Here is an 18,584-nt window from a genome sequence, read left to right as displayed (position 1 = left end):
AAAAGGGGAATAGGTAGAGTGGCTGTAAATTACCTATTCCCACGAAATTCAGAAAGAATGCAGAGATTATACTATTTCCTTTTCATCTGCTCGTTCTTGCAGTTTTCTTATATAGCCGATTAACATTCTAATTATTTCAATTGTTTTTTGTTCGAGCTTATTATAGTCTTCTTGTGAGATATATTTGTTATCAAGGGCTGTAATAAGCCAGTGTCTTGTTTCTGATGCGCTTGCTAATGCATTATTTAAAAAGTTTATCTGCTTTTTCTTATAAAGCTGGCCGTTGCCCTCAGCAATATTAGAGCCAATGGAGGTGACGGCCCTTATTATTTGTGATTTTGTTGCATATGTTTCAAACTGAGGGAAATTAGCAGTTATTAAATATATATCTTGAGCTAATTCCCTTGCCTTTTGCCAGACAATTAGCGTCTTAAAATCCTTTATGCAGATATCATTTTGCTCCATCCCTATCACTCTCCCTTCTTAAAATGTTATTATTTGCTCTTATAGTAACTGAAAATGGATTTTAAAATCAAATTTTACTAAAAGTTTATTAGAAAAAGGATTAAGGATTTAAAAGTATTGGTGCATAGAACTATAAAATAAAAAGCCTCTACCCTGCTTCTCAGAGTAGAGGCTTTATTTTTCGTTTTTAAAAATGAACGGAACGATTTTGAATATGTGAAACTTTAATCAAAGATTTTCCTTTTTAAAATCGAAATTGTATTTATATTACAAAGGCTTCAGCCAATCTTGCTGCAAATACTGTGAAGCAATTTAGCGGCAAGAAAAATGTTTTTTTGTATACCGTTTCAAGCTCCCTGTTTTCATTCGGGACTGCTATTTCAACTTCATCTCGCCAAAAATCTTTTCGCCGCACGCAAATCCAAAAAATGCCTTTTGGCGAGCAGACCAGTTTAACAAATTTTACCATATTGAATTTTCAGCCCCTTTCATAATCTATTTATTTGGCGCATACACATCTTAGCATTTATAATCGGATCCATCAATAGGTTTATAAAAAAATTGCAAAAAATATTCGAATTAAAACTTGAACAAAGCAGTATAATACATTTTTAAAAACGCTTTACTATAAGCATTATCTTTTTTCTAAACCTGTTTTGGTTTTCAAAAACGAATTTAGAATTATAAGACTGCATTCCGATGGTATTAGTTTATGTAGCTCCAAAGTTATTTTTTGGATGAGGCAGCTTTATTAATGTCTGTTAATTTCTATTAATCTTTATTAATCCGTATTAATGTCCGTTAATTGAAATTAATAGAGATTAACAGCAATTAATTAATTTTTGTATCAATACATCAAAAGCCAATTAGGTTAGGCATTATGCTTGAAAATAACAATAAGGAAAGATATTGAAGATATTGGACACGATTTTAAAAACAAATCAAGCATTAGAGAATAAAAGGAATTCACTGCTAAAAACATTAGTATTGTGAGAAAAACAGAGTATATTTGCAATAAAACAAAATAATTTGCCAAAGTCAGTCTTAAAAGGTAATTTTCAATGCTGCAGTATAAGCTTAGTTTTACTCATGAAGTTTAAAGAAAAATCTAAAAAAAACTTGATGAATTTTATTATACATTGTGCTATGATTAAAGAGAGGGAGGGATTTGTTTCGTGAGAAAGCCTCATCAGATTTGGGCTTTAGTGAGTCCAGCGATGCATAGGAAACTAAAGGAGTATGCAGTTGAAAACAAAATAGCTTCTACCCGTGCCAAGATGATTATGTATATCCTTTACAATTTTCATCCAGACAACCTTTTGGAAGATTACACTTTCCAGTCGAAGTTGGGGAAAATGGTTAATATAAAAGTTTCCGATGCAGAGCTTGAGTATATCAAAAGCCTTGCTCAACGCTACAATGTAACTATTAGCCGCTTGCTGAGAAATATGGTTTATACTTATTTCCATAGTATGGAGAAGGAAAAGCAGAAAGCCTAATTTTTATTAACAAAATAACATCTGGAGGAGTGAAAAGAGAAATGGGTCAGAATAACGATGGAGTGTTAAACTTTGCTTCAACTCTTTGGGCAGCAGCCGATAGATTGCGAAACAACATGGAACCCTCAGAGTATAAACACATTGTGCTTGGACTTATATTTTTGAAATACATTTCTGATGCATTCAAATATCGAAGGGAAGAGTTAGAGCGCTTAGTAAAAGACCCTGAAAACGAGGAATATTATTGCGAAACTGAAGAGGAAGCGCAGCTTGTATTGGAAGATAAAGATGAGTACATAGCTGCGAATGTATTCTATGTGCCTAAGGAGGCACGATACGAATACATAATGGCAAATGCTCGGCGAAGCGATATAGGAAAACTTATTGATGACGCTATGGATTTGATTGAGAAAGAAAATCCAAAGCAGCTACGAGGTGTTCTTCCAAAGGTATACACCAAAGCGCCTTTAGATCCACACACTCTTGGTGAAATTGTCAATTTGATTGGCAGCATTAATTTTGGTAGAAACGAGGAACTGGATGTTTTAGGGAGAGTTTATGAGTATTTTCTTTCCGAATTTGCCAGAAAAGAGGGCAAGAGAGGTGGCGAGTTTTTTACGCCACCAAGTGTTGTCAAACTTCTTGTTGAAATGATTCAGCCTCTTCATGGCAGGGTTTTTGACCCATGCTGCGGTTCTGGGGGTATGTTTGTCCAGAGCATACGCTTTGTAGAGGCTCATGCAGGCAAGAAGGGAGACATTTCAATCTATGGGCAGGAGTCCAATCCGACCACTTACAGGCTGTGTAAAATGAATCTTGCAATTCGGGGCATTGAAGCAGATATAAGATTGGGCAATTCCTTCACAGATGACCAGTTTAAAGATTTGAGAGCAGATTATATATTAGCAAATCCGCCGTTCAATGACAGTGCCTGGGGAGCAGATAGGTTGGCGAATGATGTGAGGTGGAAATACGGGCTGCCACCAGATTCCAACGCAAATTATGCATGGATACAGCATTTTATTTATCATCTTGCGCCAAAAGGTGTTGCTGGTTTTGTACTCGCCAACGGTTCTATGACTACCAGCAACAATGCGGAGTATGAGATAAGGAAAAGGATCATAGAGGATAATCTTGTAGATTGTATGGTAGCACTGCCACCACAGCTATTTTACACAACAGGAATTCCTGCATGTTTGTGGTTCATCCGCAAAGGCAGGGAAACGAAGGAAACTCTTTTTATCGATGCCAGAAAGATGGGGGTTATGGTAGACAGGACACATAGAGAACTTACCGATGAAGAAATTCAAAAGATTGCACAGACTTATCACAACTGGAGAAATAAAAGTGGGTATGAAGATGTAAAAGGCTTTTGTGCTTCGGTTCCTATGGAGGTTATCGCACAAAACGATTATGTCCTTGCACCTGGAAGATATGTAGGTGTAGAGGATACACAAGAAGATGATATACCTTTTGAAGAAAAAATGGCAGAGCTAACTGAAAAACTATATCAGCAGATGAAAGAAGCAAGAAGGCTTGACGAAATTATAAAGGCGAATCTGGAGGAGTTGGGATATGGGGAGTGAGTGGATAAATGTAAAATTGGGTGATATATGTAATATAAATATGGAGCAATCTCCAAAATCTGAAACTTATAATGAAAATGGAGAAGGGTTACCTTTTTACCAAGGCAGAACAGACTTTGGGGATAGAAAACCAAAAGTCACTAAATATTGTAGTCATCCAATGAAAATTGCTGAAAAAGGAGAAGTCCTGTTAAGTGTAAGAGCTCCTGTTGGGGATGTAAATATTGCTAATAATAAATGTTGTATTGGAAGAGGTATTGCTGCTCTTTCAATAATTAAAGGTGATAACCGATTTCTATATTATTTACTAAAAGCTAATAAAACGAGATGGGATAACTATTCTTCGGGAACTGTTTTTCCTGCTATTAGTAAAGATGATATAAAAAATTTTGAAGTGTACATACCAAGCAATTTATATGAACAACAAAAGATTGCCTCCATTCTTTCTGCTTTTGACGACAAGATCGAACTCAACAACGAGATGAACAAAACCTTGGAAGAAATAGCCCAGGCTATATTTAAACACTGGTTCATTGATTTTGAGTTTCCAGACGAAAATGGAGAGCCTTATAAATCAAGCGGGGGAGAATTTGTAGATAGCGAATTGGGACCGATACCGAAGGGGTGGGAGGTTAAAGAGATTAAGGATATATGTAAAGATAATAGGGTTATAACTGGAAAAACACCTTCAACAAGAATAAAGGAAAATTATGGAGATTATATGATGTTTATTACTATTCCTGATATGCATGACAAAGTATTTGTAATTGATACACAAAAGAAATTATCTCGAAAAGGCGTTAATGCGCAAAAAAATAAAACTATACCTCCATTAAGTATTTGTGTTAGTTGTATTGCTACACCAGGACTGGTCAGTTTAACTTCTGAGTATAGCCAAACGAATCAACAAATTAATAGTATAGTATGCAAAGACGATATTAGTCCATATTATGTTTATTTTTTAATGAAATCATATAAACACCATATTATTAACTTAGGTAGTGGAGGAACAGCGACTTTGAATTTAAATAAGAGTGAATTTGAAAAGATAAAGGTTATTTTACCAAAAGATGATGTTATGGAAAAGTTTCACCGTAAAGTAGAAAGCATTTTTGATAGGATTTTATTAAATCTCAAATCAAACCTTATTTTGTCAAGTTTACGCGATACCCTGCTTCCCAAACTTATCTCAGGCGAAATAAGGGTGATGTGAAAATTGATTAAAGATCTTGAAAGGAGAATAAAAGTATGTCATTTCAAACGCCGATTACTATATATGATGCCATAAAAAATATAAGCAGCAGAAAGTATCTGCTGCCTGCAATACAGAGGGAATTTGTTTGGAGCGAAGATCAAATAGAGCGGCTTTTTGATTCAATTATGAGGGGTTATCCTATTGGTTCATTTCTCTTTTGGAAAGTTTCAAAAGAAAGCGTTAAAAAATATCAGTTCTATGAATTTATCTGCCACTATCATCAAGGCAAGACCCACAATCAGAAAGCAGTTTTGCTGGGAGATGAGGAGATAATCTCAGTGCTTGATGGACAGCAGAGGCTAACTTCCCTTTATATCGCTTTAAAAGGAAGTTACGCCTCAAAAGTTCCTTACAGGCGATGGAATGACCCTGCCGCTTTTCCTAAGAAGTATCTCTATTTGAATTTGCTTAAAGAAGCTGATGATGAAGATTTGAATTACGATTTTAGATTTCTCACAGAAGAAGATGCTAAGAAAAGGGATGAAAATACATTCTGGTTCAAAGTTGGAGATATTCTTAATTTTGATCCTCAGGACCCTTCACAGATCAATGACTATTTGATCGAAAATCAGCTTGCCACAAATAAATTTGCATCCAGAACCCTTTTCAGATTATCAGATGTGATTTTTAAACGGCCAATAATAAATTACTATCTTGAAGAAGATCAAGAACTTGATAAGGTGTTGAATGTTTTTATTCGAGTAAATAGCGGTGGCACGCAGTTGAGCTATTCCGATTTGCTTCTTTCCATTGCTACTGCCCAGTGGGATGAAAAAGACGCTCGCGAAGAAATTATAAATTTTGTAGATGAAATTAATAGTGTTGGCAGAGGATTTAGCTTTAATAAGGATTTTGTTTTAAAGACATGCCTCGTCCTCTGTGATTTTAATGATATCAGATTTAAAGTTGATAATTTTAACAAACAGAATATGTCAGTTATTCAGGACAATTGGGACAAGATAAAGGAAAGCATAAGGACAAGCATTGAATTGATAAATACATTCGGATTTGATTATCAGACATTGACTTCGAATAATGCCATTATACCGATAGCTTATTACTTGTATAAAAAAGACTTGAATAGCAGTTTTGTAACTTCTGTAAATTTTAAAAATGAACGCGAGAAGATAAAAAAATGGCTTCATATCGTCCTTCTGAAGCAAACTTTTGGTGGCAATTCAGACTATATTTTAAGTGTTACAAGGGACATTATAAGACAAAACTTAAATGGTTTCCCAGTTGAAATTATGAAGCAAAGGTTGAGAGGGACTCCAAAATCACTTGACTTTGGCGACGAGGAAATAGAAAATTTGCTGGAATACAAGTATGGCAAAAAGTATACTTTTTCAGTTTTGGCTCTTTTATATCCCACACTGGACTATAACAATCTCTTTCACCAGGATCATATACATCCTAAAAGCTTTTTTACGAGTAGGGAAAAACTCCTTAAATTAGGAGTAAAACCAGAAGACATTGATTTTTGTCTTGAAAATTACAATAAGATCCCAAATTTGCAACTTTTAGAAGGCAACATAAATATGTCTAAAAGTGCAAAGCCCTTTGTGGAATGGCTTGATGAAAACTACAAAGATGACACTGCCAAAAATCAATATAAAGAACTCCATTATTTGACAGGGTTGGATCTTTCTATTGTTAATTTTAAAGAATTTTTCTGCAAGCGCAGAGAAATGATGAAGAATAGGCTTAGACAGATTTTAGTATCTTGAAAAAATAGATTTTGTGTAAAAAGGGTGAATAATCCATGAATCTCAATCAAAATTTTGAGAGTGTTGTAGAGCAGGCAGCCATCAAATGGTTTAAAGATATAGGCTACGAATATTTACATGGCAGTGAGATACCAGTAGAAGACAGAGAAGACTACAGAGAAGTTATTTTAAAAAACAGGCTTTATAATGCCCTAATAAGATTGAATCCCGAACTTCCGCTGGACTGCATTGAGGAAGCGGTGCGCCAGTTAAAGAACCTCCAGTATCCGAGGATAGAATTGAACAACAGAGAGATACATAAAATATACCGCAATGGTGCGAAAGTTACAAGACGCAACAGAGACGGTGAAGAGGTCGGAGAAATAGTAAAGATATTTGACTATGAAAAACCAGAAAACAATGAATTTCTTGTTTGTAACCAAGTAATAATCAAGGGCGCGGGTGTAAGAATCCCTGATATTGTGGTTTATATTAACGGCCTGCCAATAGGGTTATTCGAACTTAAAAATCCATTGGATGAGACGGCTACAATAGAAGGGGCGTATAGACAGCTTGAGCTATACAAAAGGGATATTCCAGACATTTTTGCTTACAATGAGATCTGCGTTGTGTCTGATGGGACCGAAGCAAAAGCAGGAACGCTTACCGCACCATGGGAGAGGTTTTCTGCATGGAAATCCATTGACGGTGTCAGCAGCGTAGAGGGGATGCCAGAACTTGAAGTTTTGATAAAAGGCATGTTTGATAAAAGAAGAGTTCTCGACATAATAAGAAACTTTATCACCTTTTCCACTGCGAAGGATGAAGTAATTAAAATTATGGCTATGTATCACCAGTATTACGGTGTTAACAAAGCAGTGGAGGAAACAATCAGGGCGACATCTCCAGGCGGTGATAGAAGGATCGGCACATTCTGGCACACGCAGGGCAGCGGCAAAAGCCTTTCCATGGTGTTTTATACGGGAAAAATAATAGAGCTTAAAGAACTTCAGAATCCTACAATTGTAGTCATTACCGACCGCAATGATCTTGACGACCAGCTGTATGAAACCTTTTGCAATGCAAGCGACCTGATTCCATATCCAAAACAGGCAGAGAGCGTTGAAGATTTAAAAGAAAAACTCTCACAGGTTGCAGCAGGCGGCATATTCTTTACAACAATACAGAAATTTCAGGCGGAAGCAGAAGAGGTTCCAGAGGTTGCTGATCAAAAACTTAAAAAAGCTTTAAAGAAGGGCAAAACCTATCCCCTTCTTTCTGACCGTAGCAATATCATTGTTATTGTCGATGAAGCTCACAGGTCGCACTATGAATTTATTGACGGCTTTGCGAAGTATATAAGGCAGGCGCTTCCTAACGCCAGCTTCATTGGCTTTACGGGGACACCTATTGATCTTGAAGACAGGTCTACACTTCAGGTGTTTGGAGACTATATCAGCATCTACGATATGAAGCAGGCGGTAGAAGACAAAGCCATTGTGCCCATTTATTATGAGGGAAGGTTGGTAAAGCTTCATTTGATAAACGAAGATATTGACAGAGACTTTGAAGAAGTGACAGAAGGTGAGGAAGAAGAGGTAAAGAACAAACTCAAGACAAAATGGGCAGCTTTGGAGGCATTAGTGGGGACCAAAGAAAGGATTGAAACCATAGCAAGGGATATTGTAGAGCACTTCGAAGAAAGGTGCAAGGTTCTTGAGGGCAAAGGCATGATAGTATGTATGAGCCGAAGGATTTGCGTTGACCTTTACAACGAAATAATTAAGTTAAGACCGCACTGGCACAGTGATGACTTAGACAAAGGCGTAATTAAAATTGTAATGTCAGGAAATCCTTCGAAAGATCCTAAAGAATTTTTGCCACACCTGTATACGAAGTCTCAAATAAAAGAGATTGAAAAAAGGATGAAAGACCCCAACGATCCTCTTAAACTGGTAATTGTCAGGGATATGTGGCTTACGGGCTTTGATGTGCCGTGTTTGCATACTATGTATATTGACAAACCTATGAAGGGCCACAACTTAATGCAGGCTATAGCCAGAGTAAACAGGGTATTTAAGGACAAACCTGCAGGATTGGTTGTAGATTACATCGGTATTGCTGATGACTTAAAACTGGCACTGGCAAACTACACAAGAAGTACGGGCAGAGAGGCTGCTACCTTACCCATAGACGAAGCAATAAGGATTATGCAGGAGAAGTACGACATTGTTTGTTCATATTTCCACGGTATTGATTTTTCGGGTTGGGAAGAAAAAAGTGCAGAGGACAAATTAAGTCTTTTAAAGCAGGCTATGGATTTGATCAATAAAGATGAAACCACAAAGAAAAATTTTTTGGATCAGTGCATGGCATTGTGCAAAGCTTTTGCCCTTGTAGTACCCCGAGAAGAGGCTATGCGTATTCGTTCGGATGTTGCCTTTTTCCAGGCAGTAAGAAGCAATATTGTTAAATACACTCCACCAAAGGGACTATCCATTGAAGAGCTGGACAGTGCCATAAAGCAGATTATTTCCGAGGGTGTTGCTGCAAGCGACAAACCAATTGACATATTTGACGCAGCTGGATTGAAAAAGCCAGACTTGTCTATTCTGAGTGAGGAATTTTTAGATAAACTTATGGGGCAAGAGAATAAAAACTTACAGATTGAGGTTTTGCGCAAGTTGTTGAATGATGAAATCAAAGCCAAAATCAGGAAGAATCATGTAAAGTATGCTTCTTTTAAAGAAATGATAGAAAGAGTTTTAAATAAGTATCATAATCGTGCTATTACATCTGCTGAGGTTATAAAACACCTTATTGATTTGGCAAAAGAAATGCAGAATATGGACAAACGGGCGAAAGAAATGAACTTAACGGAAGAAGAAATGGCTTTTTATGATATCGTATGTCAAGGGGAAGAGGCTGTTTTAAATGACGAGGAAGCAAAGGAAATTGCAAGAGAGCTTGTGCGAATTATAAAAAGTAAAACCGAGGGACAGGTAGATTGGACTATAAAAGAAAACATTAAGGCATCCATCAGGGCAACAGTAAAAAGATTACTAAGAAGAAAGGGCTTCAAAGATCCACAAAAGCTGGATAATGTAGTTAAATTGGTCATTGAACAGGCTGTATCTCTCTTTGAAGATGCTGCTTGATGGATAAGTATTTGTTTTTAGTGAAATATGACTGTCTTGAGGTGGAGTGGGAAGAATGTATTTACATAGGGTAATTATTAAGAATTTTAGAAGCATTGAATATATCGATATAACTTTTGCTAAGGGGAAAAACATTATTGTTGGGAAAAACAATTGTGGTAAGAGCAATATTATTAAAGCAATAGATTTGGTTTTAGGGGAAAGTAATCCAGCATATGTGAAAAATGAGAATATAACAGAGAAAGATTTTTTCACATACAAAATTAAGGATGAAACGAAAGAGGAAATTGTAGTTACTAATGATATTTTTATTTATTGTGAATTGAGGCGAGATGAAGGAGAAGATATTCCTTATGATATGATGCTTGAGTGCTCGGGGTTTTATAAGTATTCACGATCGATAGATAAAGATGCTATAAAAAGTTGTTTTGAAAATGAATTTTTAATAAATCCTGATGAGTTAAGATATGAGGAAAAACAGTATATAAATCCAAAGAAAAATATTGACCAGGTTATAGAGGAATTTGAAAATAAATATATATTTGCCTTTGTTTTGAAAGCACATAGGAATGAAGATGGAGATGTAAAGAAGGATTTGCGATTTTTTTATAGAGAAGATGAAAATTCAAATTGGACAATGGCATTTTCAGCACCAATTCGCAATGAATTCCTTCAAAGTGCGATAATACCCTCTTTTAGGGATCCAATGGTGCAGTTAAGAATTAACCAGTGGAGCTGGTATGGGAAACTATTACGGCATCTAACTAAAAACCACAATAAAGATGATGAGTTGAAGAAAGCTTTTTCACGAGTTAAAGAAATCGCTGACGAAGTATTTAGTGATGTAAAACAAAAAATTAGTAACGGTTCTTTTAATGTGGCTTTTCCTGGAACTGAAATATTGTTTCAATTTAGTGCGGATGAAAAACCAGATATTTACAAGAATGTGGTCATATATATCGACGATGGATACAAATCATTAATTACGGATAAAGGTTCAGGCATTCAAAGTGCTACGATTATAGGTTTATTTAGCTACTATATAAATTATGTTAATACAAAATCATCTGCTTTACTTTGTTTAGAAGAACCAGAACTTTATTTACATCCCCATGCTTGCAGAACTATTAATTACAAGTTGGACGAGTTTTTAAATGACGGCAAAAACCAGGTTATAATTACCACACATAGTCCAGAATTTTTAAAAACAATAGAACCAAATATGAATATAATCCTTGCAAGAAAAAATGAAGGGAGAACTGCTATACATCAATTAAATGTAAAAAAGTTTAAAGATGTATTGGTTGATAACAATCAAAATGAGGTGTTTTTTGCAGATAAAGTGATTGTTTGTGAGGGATATGATAACTACATAATCAAATGGGTCGCAGAGGAACTGTATGGTAACAAACTTAATGAAGAAAACATATCGGTTATAAGTGTTGGAGGCAAGGATAATATAAGTAAATTTGTTGACTTAACTTTAAAATTAGGAATTGACACTTATATCGTAGCTGATTTTGATTATTTTTTAAGGGATAAAGATGAAGAGAAAGTTAGAAAGTACAAAGACAAAGGTGCTAAGTGTCATGAGAGTATCGAAAATTTAGGAGAAAGGTTCTTTATTAGTCGTTTTGGAGAAGAGGGAAAGAAGATATTTGGGCTAGTGTCGAAAATTAGAAATATTATAAAGCAAAATTATGAAGAGAAGTTTTATACAGCAAAAAGCATAGAAGATTTTAGAGGTGAAGAAAAGTTTGACAGATTAGAAGCCATTTTAAGGACATTAAGAACGAACGGCATATGCATTCTTTCTGGGGATATTGAAAGCTTTTTTAATAAAGACTTCCAATTAGTTAGCGAAACCCATAAATTATCATTAGAAAAAATCTTTGAGATAAATTCTATATTGAACAAGGGAGGTAAAATTTCCAGTATATTTAATGTTGTAGAAATAAAAGAATTTCTTGATGGGATCTTTCACACATCTGAAACATCAGATGGCTGTATGCAGGGATGTGTTAGTGTTTGAATATCAACTATTGGTTTAGCTAAAGCTTGCAGCAGATAAAATATCGCATTATGAATTAGCACAATGTAAGATTTTGAAAAGGGAAAACTCATAAATTTGAAGAGGAAAGAAGGGGTTGTTTTTATGTTAAACTGGCTTATTACTAATAAGGAATGGGTTTTTAGTGGTATAGGTGTTGCTGTTTTAACAGTCTTATTTTCTCTTTTCAAGTCTAAAGGTGATAAGCGTATTAGTCAAAAACAAATTGCAGGGGATAACTCTATAAACATTCAAATTGGCGAAAATGTTAAAATAAGCAAATCTGGAGATGATATTGAATGTTAAATAGAACTAAACAAGTTCAAAAAAGTGGTAATAATTCAACCAACATTCAAGCCAATGAAGTAAAAATAATAAATGGTATAACTTACACAGAAACAAGGCAAATTGCTCAAGAAGTGTTTGAGGCTAATTTTTATCGTCTTTCGGAACAGGCTATGCAAGTAGCTAAAGCAAGGGTCAATGAACTTATGGATTACTTTCTTTCTGAGCTTCAAAAGAGAGCACCGCATGCCCTTTCATCGGTGTTAGACCCTGACATGCAATTCGTTCTCTATACCTCACTAAGAGAATATGCTCGGACAGGTGATAAAGACCTTGGTCAACTACTTGTTGACATTCTGGTGGATCGCGCGAAAAACAACGAGAGAACATTAATGCAAATAGTTCTAAACGAGTCTTTATCCGTTGTACCAAAACTGACAATAGAACAATTCGATGCTTTATCCTTGATTTTCCTTATTAAATACACTAAATGCTCGGAGATGAGGAATATCCAAATTTTATCAGCTTATATAGATGGATATTATGTTCCTTTTATGGGCAACCTAACAAAAGAACCATCATACTATCAACATTTAGAGTATACGGGGTGCGGTTCGATAAGCATAGGGGAAATTCGTATTGAAAGGGTATTTCGTGAGACATATTCGGGTTTGTTTTGTAGAGGGTTTAAAAAAGATGAATTTTTGGCTCAAATTATTTCTGGCGAAACATTTTCTTCTGAGGAGATAAATGCACTCGAAGCATTATTTACTCCATGTTTGCATAACAGTAATTTATACCAACTTAATGCCAAAGACGATGAAGATTTAGAGAAACGGTGTACATCTATGGGTATAAGTAAAGAAAATATTACTAAAATAAAAGACATTTATTCAAAATACCTGATGTCTGAACAAGAAGTGAAAGAATTCTTAAGAAAGGTTCATCCTTGTATGGACAAATTGTTTGATTACTGGGATAACTCCTATATGAAGAATATGGTTCTAACCAGTGTAGGTATTGCAATTGCACATGCTAATATACGGCGAAAAATCAACGAAAATTTTGATTTGTCTATATGGATCAAATAAAAAGAATATTATTATCGAGTATTTTGATCATGGATAACACATTAATATAAGGATTAGGGCTGTAACCTATATAGGGAATCGGTTAAAAGGTAAAAATCAGGGGATGGCTTCATAAATGATTGTTAATATGTTTTATATACATCTATACAAATTTAAGTATGTTTGCAACATAATTCCTGAAATCGATGATAATGGGAATATTATTGAGTATTATCCGCAAGAGTTGTATAGAAAGAAGGAAAATGTTAAATTGCATGAATACGGCAAAAGGCCGTTTTGCAGGTTCAAAATCCCTACTTGTTGGGCTGGTAAAGAAGGTGTCTATTGCATATATTCGGATGATCAATTGGTTTATGTAGGTGAATGTGTAGACCTAAGCAAACGATTTAATATGGGTTGTGGCAATATCTCTCCCGTATTTGTTCGTAACGATGGGTATGAAAAGTTATCTGCTTATCTGAAAAGAATTAATGGAGATTCTATAAAATTGACTTTTAATGAAATTGAGAGGATTATAAACAGACCGCTTCCTCAATCGGCTTATAGATATAAAGCGTGGTGGGCGAATGGTGGGCATTCGCATTCAAATTACTGGTTGAATGCTGGTTGGAAAGTAGAAAGGGTTGCCCTTGGAAACTATATTGTGTTTTCAAGAATAAGATAAAAGCTTGAGAAAGAGAGGTATTTCCGCAACTATCAGCGACGGTAGTTGCTTTTTGTTTTTTGCTTTCATTATTTTCCGAAAGTGTACAAAGGAAAACAAAATAATAAAAATTTATACTGTAATCTTCAGAATTGACTTTACTAACTCAATAAGATGTTTAAGCCAAAATTTTGGAATCGGATCTTACAAAAGAGAGGAAAGAAAAATAACTTTTTATAAATAACTTCTCCTTAGAAAATATGTTACTGATCATGTCATATAATTTAAGGCAATATTTCTCATAGAGGGAGTTGGGGGCGAGTCGGCGAGTCGATTTGACAAAAAAATTTTTTTACGAAAGATTATAGATAAGGCCGTTTTAAATGCTCATTTATTCGTTTTGTGCTTTTTCGATTTTAAAGGTAGAGTTTTTGTAAAATCGTGTATGAAGCATCTTACCCATAGATAACTTGGACTGAAATTTCAAATTTTGTATGGTAGAATCCGAGCAGCTGTTAGCACTGGCAGCTGCTTTTTTTATTTCCTGTATTTTTGGAAAGTCAGTAACTCTGAAAAATTAACGGCAGGGGAGTAAAATTTGAGTTTTATCCTTATTATGTTCTAAAATGATAAGGAAAATCCCCTAAGTAAATTTTATTTTGCGGGCAAGCTTAAAAACGAAATTTTGGAATCGGCTCTTGCAATAAAGCGGAATGAAAGACAAATTAAAAGATAACTTCACACCTTATAAATGTCTATAAATTTTTGTTTAAGTATAAAACCTATATAAGTACTAGTACTCAAGGAAGGAAGTGTCGCTTGCCTGCTGCGCCCGCAAGTTTAAAGAAAGGAGGAGGATCCGATGAGTAAGAATAAAAAGAATAAAGTTATAAAGATTGAACAGGTATCGGATGGATATAAAATCTTTTACGAGACGCCTCAAAAAAATTTGTTGGCTTATACGATTCACTACGGTTTGCTAAATTTTACTGAGAAAGAATTGGCAAATACAAACAGGATAGGCGGTTATACTGCCGTTTATATTGAAGATTCAATTATTTACGCAAAGGACATGAGTCTATGGGAAAAATTGGTCTTTATGATGATTAAGTCATACTGCAACATAAACTACGAAGCATATCCTTCGATTGAGCTGTTGGAGAATGCGGCTGGCCATTCACACACAACTATAATTGAAGCAATCGACAAACTGGCGGAAAAAGGAACAATATTTGCAATTCGAAGCAGACGCAGAAACGGAACTGATCAGCGCTTTATGAATAACTTATACAAATTTAAAAAGGCAAATGATTCCGAATATTTAACTTATGTCCCGCTGAATCTTGTTTTTTCTAAAAGTTTGAACATAAATTCAAAGATGCTGTATATATTTCTGCTTGCAAAAGTGAAGAACGGATACATGGTAACTGTGACAAAAGAAGAGCTCAAAGAGTATTTATGCGTGCGCACATGGGACACTGTAAAGAAACATATAGAAACTCTCCATCGGCTTGGGTTTATTTATACTTACTGTAATGCAACAATAGGACCTGAAAAAGAGAAAGGGATTCGTTTTCTGCTTCGGCGCATTTGCCCGAAAGAATTAATGATTACAGACGAAGACATCGAGAATATTATTGGAACGGAGGTGGTATCTTGATTTCAAAAAGGATTGAGCGGACGGTGATAAGAAATACAAATGTAATTGAATTGCTTGATGATTTAGATGTCAGTTACAAAAAATACGGCGATGAAGTGAGGATTGTTTGTCCTTTTCACAGAAATGCAAACGGTTATAACCTTTCAATAAATGTAAAAAAGAGAGTTTTCTGCTGTTTTAGTCACGGTTGTGAACAGAATGGTTACAACCTTGTTGATCTTGTTATGCGGATAATGAAAACAGATGACAGAGAAAGAGCAATTCGTTATATGGCAAGCTTGGCAAATTTGGAAATAGATTATTTAGGCCGAAACATTACTAAGGATAGTTATAAAACTAAAAAAGGATTATTATCGTTCAAAGACAGCACTCTTTCATTCATAAAGGAATGTAGAACGGTTGAAGAAGAAGATGAATCTGCTGTATATAAAGAATCGCAAATTCGCGAATGGCATAATGCATTATTAGAGAGTAAATATCCTCTCCGTTATCTTACTGAAGAGCGCAAACTCACTGACTGGGACATTGAGAATTTTTATCTTGGCTTTGATCCTGAAGAAAAAGATATTATTTTCCCTGTCTATTCAACAGAGGGAAAACTGAAGGCGGTTGTAAGGCGCACATTGTCAGAGGAAAAGGCTGAGTATTTTGGTAAATATAAAGTTATAGGGGCAAAAAGCGAATGCCTTTATGGTTTAAAGGAAGCACGGGATATGGATTATAATTTAAGCAGGCTTATTTTGGTTGAAGGTGTCTTTGACGCTATAGCCCTACAGCGCATTGGCTACAGTGCGGTAGCGCTATTGGGTACTTCAGTTTCTAAATATCAATTGAAAATACTGTATGAACTGTCGCCTGCTGAGATAATACTGTGTCTTGATAATGACAGCTGCAAAGGTGAAGATGAAGATTCGGGGAAAAACGGAGTGCTCAAAAGTATTAATCAGTTTTCAAAAGCGGGTTTTAATCTTGACGAGATTAGTGTTATCCAGCTTTCAGGATATCAGGATCCTGACGAAGTTCCCGAAAAGGAATTCAGAAAAATGTATGAAAATAGAATATCAGCAATTGATTTTTATCTTACGCAACAAGTACGGTAATTTTGGAATCGGCTTTGACAGAAAAATGGAAGGAAGAACAAAATAACATCGCATATCGATTATGTCTCATAGAGGGAGTTGGGGGGGCGAAACGGCTTGCCGTAAAGAGCTGGGCATATACATTTGTTACAAAGGAGAAAAGGAGCTTTTTGCAACATCAGTCTTGCCAAGTACTAAAAAAGATGATAAGATGTAAGCGAGGAAAAACCTGGAAATAAAAAGCAATTAAGACAGGAGGGCTATAGATGAAAGTAATCTACGAAAAATTCGTTTTCTCCCCTCGCAGGGGAGCGTTCTGGATATATGTTGTTCAATTTAGCTTTTGGCGAGGTGAGATTATGCTTGCAGTGCCGAGCGGCAGCGGAAAACGCTTAGTCTGGCATAAGCGGTATTATTTCCCGTTTGCCGCATCTCTCCTTACAATTTCGGTTCGCCTCGCGGAAGCGTTCGCACTATAGGAGCCCTGTTTATGCAGGGCTTTTTATTTTGCTGCAGAGCGGGGGAGGGAAGGGAAAAGGGAAAATTTGTATTGTCAGTTTATGATAAAATTAAAAAAATGTTACAAAGCAAAAAGCTCGAGACATAAAAATCTTGATTATTAATAAGATATTTTGTTTAATATGTTTTAGAAAACGAAATGGGGTTTTGCAAGATGACCAAGTGTTTGAAACCCTCCTTCTTTTTCTTTTTGCTTGTATATTTTGAAGGAGCACAAATTGCTCCTTCTTTATTTTTAGAAACAAGTAACGATTTTAAAAACGGACAGCTTACATATAAATGAAAGTTTCGAAATAGGATAAAAGGCGCTTTTGCTCATTTGGTTTGTGCACTATAATGTATCCATCCATATTTGAGTCAGGGGTGGTGTATTTAATTGAAAGAGGAGAAATATAATGCTGAAGATGTCTTGGAGCAGATAATTTGTATTGCGTATTACGAACATGATGTAGCGGGATTTGGACGCAAGGTGGCTGATGTTCTTTATGAACAAGGATATATAGATGAGGCAGTTTACGAATTGCTGGTAGGGAAATAGATCACTGCATATGAGAGGCACTTTTTTGAAAATAGAAACCGCAGGGTTTTTAAGCAGTCCCGCGGTTTTTTGTTTGCATTATGTTAGGTAAGTTTTTCTACTGCAGCAGCCTTATCAGCTCGGCTAACTCGAACATAGAAGTCCATGGTGGTTTGAATACTTGAATGTCCCGCTAATTTACTAACTACGGGAATAGGCGTCCCTTCTTGGACCAGCCGAGTGCAGAATGTATGACGCAAAACATGAGCAGAAATTTCTTCTATACCAGCAATGCAGCAGTACTTTTTGATAATTTTATCAACCGATTCTCTTCTCAACGGGCCGCGCTGGCCAATGAAGATCCTATCACTCGATGACGGCCTTATTGCGAGATATTCTTCCAAAGCCTTTTTGACCTGTGAATTTAAAGGTATTTCTCGATACTTACCGCCTTTACCGTTGCGGATAACAATATATGAGTAATTTTGGCTGCCATTTCGTGCGGTTAAATGTATGTCTTCTGTGGTTAAAGAAACAAGTTCGGAAACTCTTATTCCTGTGTTTATCAGAAGCTCGATCAAAGCTATATCTCGCTTATTTCCGCTTGCGTATACTGCCCGCTTAAGCCTGTTAAGTTCATTGCGGCCAATAGTTTTAACTTCTCTGTCATGTATATCTGCTAAAGAAATACCTTGAATGTCTGTTTCTATTCCTGTACCTGTGTTGATAAGAAACATATTAAATTTTTTTAAAGCAGCCATTTTCCTGTTGATTGAGGATGGCTTTTGCTTCGCTATATTCAGCAAATAGTTGCGGTATTCACGAGCGTCTTGCTCAAGAATTCTACCATCGAATTCCTTCGCATATGTATCGGAAAACCACTTCAAGAATTCTTTTATGTCGGTGCAATAACTTATAATTGTATTTTGACTTTTCCCTGTTTGTTTTAATTCCTCTTCAAACTTTTCTAACCAATCCACAACAGTTACCTCCCAAACTATAAATCGGATTGGCTACATAATTTGGCTTCATAACCTAATGTTATGTAGCGAGTTTTACGATTTTAAAAAC

General features: G+C 35.6%; 15 protein-coding genes. 12 read left to right on the top strand and 3 right to left on the bottom strand.

Annotated features, from left to right (window positions below; genetic code table 11):
* Positions 1 to 66 precede the first annotated feature (66 nt).
* A complete protein-coding gene (locus PGC14_RS10230) occupies positions 67 to 465 on the bottom strand; it encodes a four helix bundle protein (protein ID WP_271628850.1) in 399 nt (132 codons plus the stop codon).
* A 262-nt stretch (positions 466 to 727) separates the two neighbouring features.
* Complete coding sequence (locus tag PGC14_RS10225; protein WP_271628849.1) at positions 728 to 934, bottom strand: hypothetical protein; 207 nt, start codon at positions 932 to 934, stop codon at positions 728 to 730.
* A 706-nt stretch (positions 935 to 1,640) separates the two neighbouring features.
* Between PGC14_RS10225 and PGC14_RS10220 the strand changes: the two genes are divergently transcribed.
* The 12 genes from PGC14_RS10220 (at position 1,641) to PGC14_RS10165 (ending at position 17,534) form a co-directional block, all read left to right on the top strand.
* Entirely contained in the window at positions 1,641 to 1,964 is a 324-nt protein-coding gene (locus tag PGC14_RS10220; RefSeq protein ID WP_271628848.1) for a hypothetical protein, read from the top strand.
* A 41-nt stretch (positions 1,965 to 2,005) separates the two neighbouring features.
* A complete protein-coding gene (locus tag PGC14_RS10215) occupies positions 2,006 to 3,550 on the top strand; it encodes an N-6 DNA methylase (protein ID WP_307742514.1) in 1,545 nt (514 codons plus the stop codon).
* Complete coding sequence (locus tag PGC14_RS10210; RefSeq protein WP_271628846.1) at positions 3,540 to 4,763, top strand: restriction endonuclease subunit S; 1,224 nt, start codon at positions 3,540 to 3,542, stop codon at positions 4,761 to 4,763. Before PGC14_RS10215 ends, PGC14_RS10210 begins: the two co-directional genes overlap by 11 nt.
* A gap of 35 nt (positions 4,764 to 4,798) precedes the next feature.
* Positions 4,799 to 6,532, top strand: a complete 1,734-nt coding sequence (locus PGC14_RS10205; RefSeq protein WP_271628845.1) for a DUF262 domain-containing protein — start codon at positions 4,799 to 4,801, stop codon at positions 6,530 to 6,532.
* Positions 6,533 to 6,567: 35 nt separating this feature from the next.
* Positions 6,568 to 9,669: a type I restriction endonuclease subunit R gene (locus PGC14_RS10200; protein WP_271628844.1), complete on the top strand. Its 3,102-nt coding sequence runs from the start codon at positions 6,568 to 6,570 to the stop codon at positions 9,667 to 9,669.
* A gap of 55 nt (positions 9,670 to 9,724) precedes the next feature.
* Positions 9,725 to 11,701, top strand: a complete 1,977-nt coding sequence (locus PGC14_RS10195) for an ATP-dependent nuclease (RefSeq protein ID WP_271628843.1) — start codon at positions 9,725 to 9,727, stop codon at positions 11,699 to 11,701.
* Positions 11,702 to 11,824: 123 nt separating this feature from the next.
* The gene (locus PGC14_RS10190; RefSeq protein ID WP_271628842.1) at positions 11,825 to 12,025 is read left to right on the top strand and encodes a hypothetical protein; all 201 of its coding nucleotides are present in this window, start codon (positions 11,825 to 11,827) and stop codon (positions 12,023 to 12,025) included.
* Positions 12,019 to 13,095: an LPO_1073/Vpar_1526 family protein gene (locus PGC14_RS10185; protein ID WP_271628841.1), complete on the top strand. Its 1,077-nt coding sequence runs from the start codon at positions 12,019 to 12,021 to the stop codon at positions 13,093 to 13,095. Before PGC14_RS10190 ends, PGC14_RS10185 begins: the two co-directional genes overlap by 7 nt.
* A 115-nt stretch (positions 13,096 to 13,210) precedes the next feature.
* Positions 13,211 to 13,759: a DUF7662 domain-containing protein gene (locus tag PGC14_RS10180; RefSeq protein WP_271628840.1), complete on the top strand. Its 549-nt coding sequence runs from the start codon at positions 13,211 to 13,213 to the stop codon at positions 13,757 to 13,759.
* Positions 13,760 to 14,600: 841 nt separating this feature from the next.
* On the top strand, positions 14,601 to 15,398 hold the full coding sequence (locus PGC14_RS10175; RefSeq protein ID WP_271628839.1) for a helix-turn-helix domain-containing protein: 798 nt from the start codon (positions 14,601 to 14,603) through the stop codon (positions 15,396 to 15,398).
* Positions 15,395 to 16,498 (top strand): toprim domain-containing protein, encoded by a 1,104-nt coding sequence (locus PGC14_RS10170; RefSeq protein WP_271628838.1) that lies wholly within the window; start codon positions 15,395 to 15,397, stop codon positions 16,496 to 16,498. Before PGC14_RS10175 ends, PGC14_RS10170 begins: the two co-directional genes overlap by 4 nt.
* An 874-nt stretch (positions 16,499 to 17,372) precedes the next feature.
* Complete coding sequence (locus tag PGC14_RS10165) at positions 17,373 to 17,534, top strand: hypothetical protein (protein WP_271628837.1); 162 nt, start codon at positions 17,373 to 17,375, stop codon at positions 17,532 to 17,534.
* An 83-nt stretch (positions 17,535 to 17,617) separates the two neighbouring features.
* On the opposite strand, the gene PGC14_RS10160 is transcribed toward PGC14_RS10165, so the two are convergent.
* Entirely contained in the window at positions 17,618 to 18,493 is an 876-nt protein-coding gene (locus PGC14_RS10160; RefSeq protein ID WP_271628836.1) for a tyrosine-type recombinase/integrase, read from the bottom strand.
* Between the last annotated feature and the right edge of the window lie 91 nt (positions 18,494 to 18,584).

This window comes from Caldicellulosiruptor sp. DIB 104C, from assembly GCF_028198085.1.
Taxonomy (GTDB): Bacteria; Bacillota; Thermoanaerobacteria; order Caldicellulosiruptorales; family Caldicellulosiruptoraceae; genus Caldicellulosiruptor; species Caldicellulosiruptor saccharolyticus.
Note: the sequence above shows the minus strand (reverse complement) of the source record. Positions and strands in the feature narration are given on the sequence as shown.

Bases quoted from the DNA above. Each gene is read 5' to 3' on its own strand.
- PGC14_RS10190 (WP_271628842.1), top strand. From the start codon at position 11,825: ATGTTAAACTGGCTTATTACTAATAAGGAATGGGTTTTTAGTGGTATA.
- PGC14_RS10180 (WP_271628840.1), top strand. From the start codon at position 13,211: ATGATTGTTAATATGTTTTATATACATCTATACAAATTTAAGTATGTT.
- PGC14_RS10195 (WP_271628843.1), top strand. From the start codon at position 9,725: ATGTATTTACATAGGGTAATTATTAAGAATTTTAGAAGCATTGAATAT.
- PGC14_RS10225 (WP_271628849.1), bottom strand. From the start codon at position 934: ATGGTAAAATTTGTTAAACTGGTCTGCTCGCCAAAAGGCATTTTTTGG.
- PGC14_RS10175 (WP_271628839.1), top strand. From the start codon at position 14,601: ATGAGTAAGAATAAAAAGAATAAAGTTATAAAGATTGAACAGGTATCG.
- PGC14_RS10215 (WP_307742514.1), top strand. From the start codon at position 2,006: ATGGGTCAGAATAACGATGGAGTGTTAAACTTTGCTTCAACTCTTTGG.
- PGC14_RS10185 (WP_271628841.1), top strand. From the start codon at position 12,019: ATGTTAAATAGAACTAAACAAGTTCAAAAAAGTGGTAATAATTCAACC.
- PGC14_RS10205 (WP_271628845.1), top strand. From the start codon at position 4,799: ATGTCATTTCAAACGCCGATTACTATATATGATGCCATAAAAAATATA.
- PGC14_RS10230 (WP_271628850.1), bottom strand. From the start codon at position 465: ATGGAGCAAAATGATATCTGCATAAAGGATTTTAAGACGCTAATTGTC.
- PGC14_RS10200 (WP_271628844.1), top strand. From the start codon at position 6,568: ATGAATCTCAATCAAAATTTTGAGAGTGTTGTAGAGCAGGCAGCCATC.
- PGC14_RS10210 (WP_271628846.1), top strand. From the start codon at position 3,540: ATGGGGAGTGAGTGGATAAATGTAAAATTGGGTGATATATGTAATATA.